The organism is Spirillospora sp. NPDC049652, from assembly GCF_040675125.1.
Lineage (GTDB): Bacteria > Actinomycetota > Actinomycetes > Streptosporangiales > Streptosporangiaceae > Spirillospora.
Genome location: NZ_JBFAOF010000789.1, coordinates 1 through 3463 on the forward strand (window position 1 = coordinate 1; position 3463 = coordinate 3463).

At 75.6% G+C, this 3463-nt stretch carries 5 protein-coding genes and 1 pseudogene; 4 read left to right on the forward strand and 2 right to left on the reverse strand.

The window, feature by feature from the left end:
• A pseudogene (locus AB0J52_RS32610) lies at nucleotides 1-315 on the forward strand (TetR family transcriptional regulator); the annotation flags it as partial.
• Between the two features lie 152 nt (nucleotides 316-467).
• Here the strand turns inward: AB0J52_RS32610 and AB0J52_RS32615 are convergent.
• Together AB0J52_RS32615 and AB0J52_RS32620 are read right to left on the reverse strand one after the other, a co-directional pair.
• Nucleotides 468-1511 (reverse strand): CU044_5270 family protein, encoded by a 1044-nt coding sequence (locus AB0J52_RS32615; RefSeq protein WP_500186687.1) that lies wholly within the window; start codon nucleotides 1509-1511, stop codon nucleotides 468-470.
• Nucleotides 1508-2095 carry an RNA polymerase sigma factor gene (locus AB0J52_RS32620; RefSeq protein ID WP_500186688.1) on the reverse strand — a complete coding sequence of 196 codons (588 nt, stop codon included), beginning with the start codon at nucleotides 2093-2095 and terminating at the stop codon, nucleotides 1508-1510. The genes AB0J52_RS32615 and AB0J52_RS32620 overlap by 4 nt, the downstream gene beginning before the upstream one ends.
• Before the next feature lie 159 nt (nucleotides 2096-2254).
• On the opposite strand from AB0J52_RS32620, the gene AB0J52_RS32625 reads away from it, so the two are divergent.
• The 3 genes from AB0J52_RS32625 to AB0J52_RS32635 all read left to right on the forward strand — a co-directional run.
• A complete protein-coding gene (locus AB0J52_RS32625) occupies nucleotides 2255-2491 on the forward strand; it encodes a DUF397 domain-containing protein (RefSeq protein ID WP_026415204.1) in 237 nt (78 codons plus the stop codon).
• 100 nt (nucleotides 2492-2591) lie between these two features.
• The gene (locus AB0J52_RS32630; protein ID WP_500186689.1) at nucleotides 2592-2957 is read left to right on the forward strand and encodes a hypothetical protein; all 366 of its coding nucleotides are present in this window, start codon (nucleotides 2592-2594) and stop codon (nucleotides 2955-2957) included.
• Nucleotides 2954-3463, forward strand: a 510-nt coding sequence (locus AB0J52_RS32635) for a hypothetical protein (RefSeq protein WP_500186690.1), incomplete at its 3' end; no start/stop codon positions are given. The genes AB0J52_RS32630 and AB0J52_RS32635, both read left to right, overlap by 4 nt.

Consider the following 3463-nt stretch of genomic DNA (forward strand, 5'->3'; position numbering starts at 1 on the left):
CGCGCCGTCGACGTGCTCATGCGCGCCACCCGCGGCCTGATGCGCGAACCGGAACTCGCCGAGGCGCTGATCCGCTCGCTGCTGCTCTCGGACGTCAAGACCGACTTCGGCGACCGGATGACCGGGCTGCTGCTGCGCGCGTCGGTCGGCCGCGACGTCGCCGTCCCGGCGGGCGACCGCCGCCGCGTCCTCGCCAAGGCCCTGGCCGGCGTCTGGACGATGGAGATGATCGAGATGCTGCGCGGCCACGCCACCGCCGACGAGATCCAGTCCCGCCTGGAGGTCGTGGCCGCGCGCCTCCTCCACGACTTCTAGGGCCCGCCGCCTCCGCGCGGCGACCGGCACCTTCCACTCGGGCACCCAGGTGATCGGCACGGTCCAGCCCGACGCGAGCGGCCAAGCGACGCTGACCCCCGGCACGCCGGGCGAGGGCTCCCACCAGATCACCGCGCACCATGAGGACGCGGCTAGCGGGGCAGTTGGCCGGGCTTGTCGACGATCCCGGCCCGGGTCCGGACGAACGCCCTCAGCACCGTTCCCGCCGGGAGGACCACCGTCCCCGTCTCGCGCCGTCGCGGCAGCGGCTTCACGGTGATGGTCCGGCCGCCGAGGTAGGCGTAGGTGGACGGATCGAGCAGGATCTCGTAGCGCGCGAACGTCCCTCCCCAGGTGACCGAGATCGCGGGCCTTCCCAGCGGGTCCTGCGCCGTGGGGTTGACGGTCCCGCCCGGCGCCTTCTTCAGCGCCTTGTAGACCGCCACCTGCAGGGCGGGCGGCGGGGTGGTCTCCTCAAGGAGGTTGGTCAGGTCCCCTACCACCTGCACCTGGCCCGCGCGGGCCTTGGCAGGACCCGCGAGGTCCTTGTAAGGGCTCGCGCGGCCCTTTCGACGGGCCGCGATCGTCGCGATCAACGCGTCCGGGTCGGTGGGCAGCTCGGAGACCTCGGCGTAGGAGCCCGCCACCCTCGCGCCCGCGGGAAGCCGTCTCGTCTGCAGCTTCCTGGACGACCAGTCCCAGAAGGCGTACTGAGTGCCGTCGACCCTGACCCAGTCCCGGGTGAGGTCCAGCGTGTGGGACCTCCCCCGGCTCAGCTTGAGTTCGTCCACGACACCCCGGTTCTCGATCATCACCCACTGGTCCGGACGGGGCGCCTGGAACGGCCGGTGCCCGGCGGCGAGCGCCGCCCGGTCCAGGACGGTGTTCGCGCTGACCAGCCGCACTCCTCCCTCTCGGTGCGCCCCGGATGAGGGGACCGCCACGGCGACGGCCACGGCGGCGGCGGCCGCGGCGCCCACCGCCACCTGCCCGAACGTCCACCGCCGCCGTCCCCGGCGCGCGGAGCGGGCGGGCTTGCCGGGCGCGACGGCTGCGACGGCTTCGGAGGCGGACGCGGAGGCGGAGGCGGCGCGGTCCATCAGGGCGGCGCGGGCGGCGGCGCGGGCCGCCGGCGAGGGAGGGCCGGGGACGGGCCAGGCCTCGTCGAGCGCCTTCAGGTCGTTCTGGTCCTTCATGCTGTCTCCTTGAAGCTCGCGGGCAGCGCGGCGCGGATGCGGGTCCGGGCGCGGTGGAGGCGGGAGCGGGCCGTCCCGGCGGGTAGGCCGAGCGCCTCGGCCGCCTCCTGCGGGGTGAGGTCCGCCCAAGCGACGAGCAGCAGGACGTCGCGGTCCCCGTCGTTCAGGTCGGCGAGCGCGGCGGCGAGCGGCCCCCGTGCGGCGCTCGCGTCGAGCCGGTCGGCGGCCCGCTCCTCCGGGCCCTCGGCGGGCCCGTCCGGGCCCGTCCTGGCGAGCCCCCGGTACTGGCGCGCCTCCGCGCGGTGCCGGCGGGCGATGAGGTTGGACGCGATGCCGTACAGCCAGGGCCGGGCGTCCGGGCGGGCGAGGTCGTAGGACCCGCGCCGGTCGAAGGCGATCAGGAACGTCTCGGCGGCCACGTCGTCGGCGGCGGCCGCGCCGAGCCGCCGCGCGGCGTACCCGTGGATCGCGTCGAAGTAGCGGTCGAAGATCCCGGCGAAGCTCTCCGGCTCGCGCAGCGACCGCTCGATGACCGCGGCGTCCGGTTCGGCCCGCAGGTCCGTCCGAAGGGGGGCGGCGGTCACCGGGCGCGGTTCCGTGGTTCGGGGGGCATGGTCGGCCTTCCGTGAGAGGACGCGTTGGCATCCTTCCTTCGCCGCGGCGGCCCCCGCGTTCGCGCCGCCGCGCGAGGGCCGCGCGTTCTAGGCTGGAGGCGTCCGCGGACCGGCCTCGAAGGGGTGGCAGTGAACAACCAGGAACCGATCGTCACCGATGGTGTCATCATCGAGTTCATCGACGGCAAGGACGTCCCGGTGAACCACAAGGAGTTCGGTGAGCGGGCCGTCGTGATGCGTTCGGCCAAGGACGACGACGGGCCCGTCCTCTACTTCACCGAGGCCGAGTGGGACGCGTTCGTCGCGGGCGTCAAGGACGGCGAGTTCGACGACCTGCTGGAGGAGGAGCCCCCCGCCCAGGCGTGACCCCGCACGGCTCCGCCGGGGGCCGCCGTCCGGTTTGACCCGGGCGGCGGCCCTCCGCCAGGATGGCGGCCTCTTACCGATCACCAGGGAGAGCCGTCTCGTGACCGAACCGAACCCCGGGGGAACGGCGCACGACCACGAGTTCACCCGCGGGGCGGCGGCGCTGCTCCGCCGCGAGCTCGCGCGCCCGAGCGGGCCGGGCTCCCCCGCCGACGTGACCGTCCGGACGAACACCCCCGCGGCGGCGTTCGGCGGCTGGGACGCCGCGCGCGTCCTCGCCGAGACCGCCGGCCGCGGCCACGCCGAGTTCACCGCGGCCTACCGGCTGCTGTTCACCGAGATCCGGGCCGCCGCCGAGGCCCTGGAGCGTTCCGCCGACACCGTCCAGGACGCCGAGGACGACACCGTCGACCGGGTCGGGCGCGTCCGCGAACTCCTTGAGGGCGGCCCCCGGGAGACCCCATGACCGACCCCCGCCACGCTCCCATCCGCACCGGCAACCCGCCGGCGGACACCCCCTCCGGGCACGCCGACGCGGACCGGGTCCGCGAGATGCTGCGGGCCACCGACCCCGCCGAGGTCGCCACGGCCGCCGCCGCCTACGACGACGCGGCCCGCCGCCTGGCCGAGCTCCGCGACCTGCTGTTCCACCTCGTCCGCCGGCACGCCGAGGACCCGGCCGCCGAGTCGTCGCCGTCGCTGGCCGCGCTGCGCCGCCTGCACACCGACACCGGCCACCTGCTGGCCGCGGCGAGGACGATGGGCGAGGCGCTGCGCGCCTACGGCGGCGAGATCCTCCCCTGGTACGTCGAGAACGCCCCGGACCACGGCGCCGCCGCGGACGACGTCGACCAGCACATGCGCCGTCTGAACGCGCGCATCACCGAGCTGTGGCACGCCTTCCCCGAGCGAATCGACGGCGCGGCCGACGCGCCGCCGCCCAAGCGCCGGGGCGTCCGGCTGGCGTCCGCG

What these genes read in the sequence shown, in the direction of transcription:
- AB0J52_RS32615 (WP_500186687.1), bottom strand. Translation starts at nt 1,511, where the DNA reads ATGAAGGACCAGAACGACCTGAAGGCGCTCGACGAGGCCTGGCCCGTC.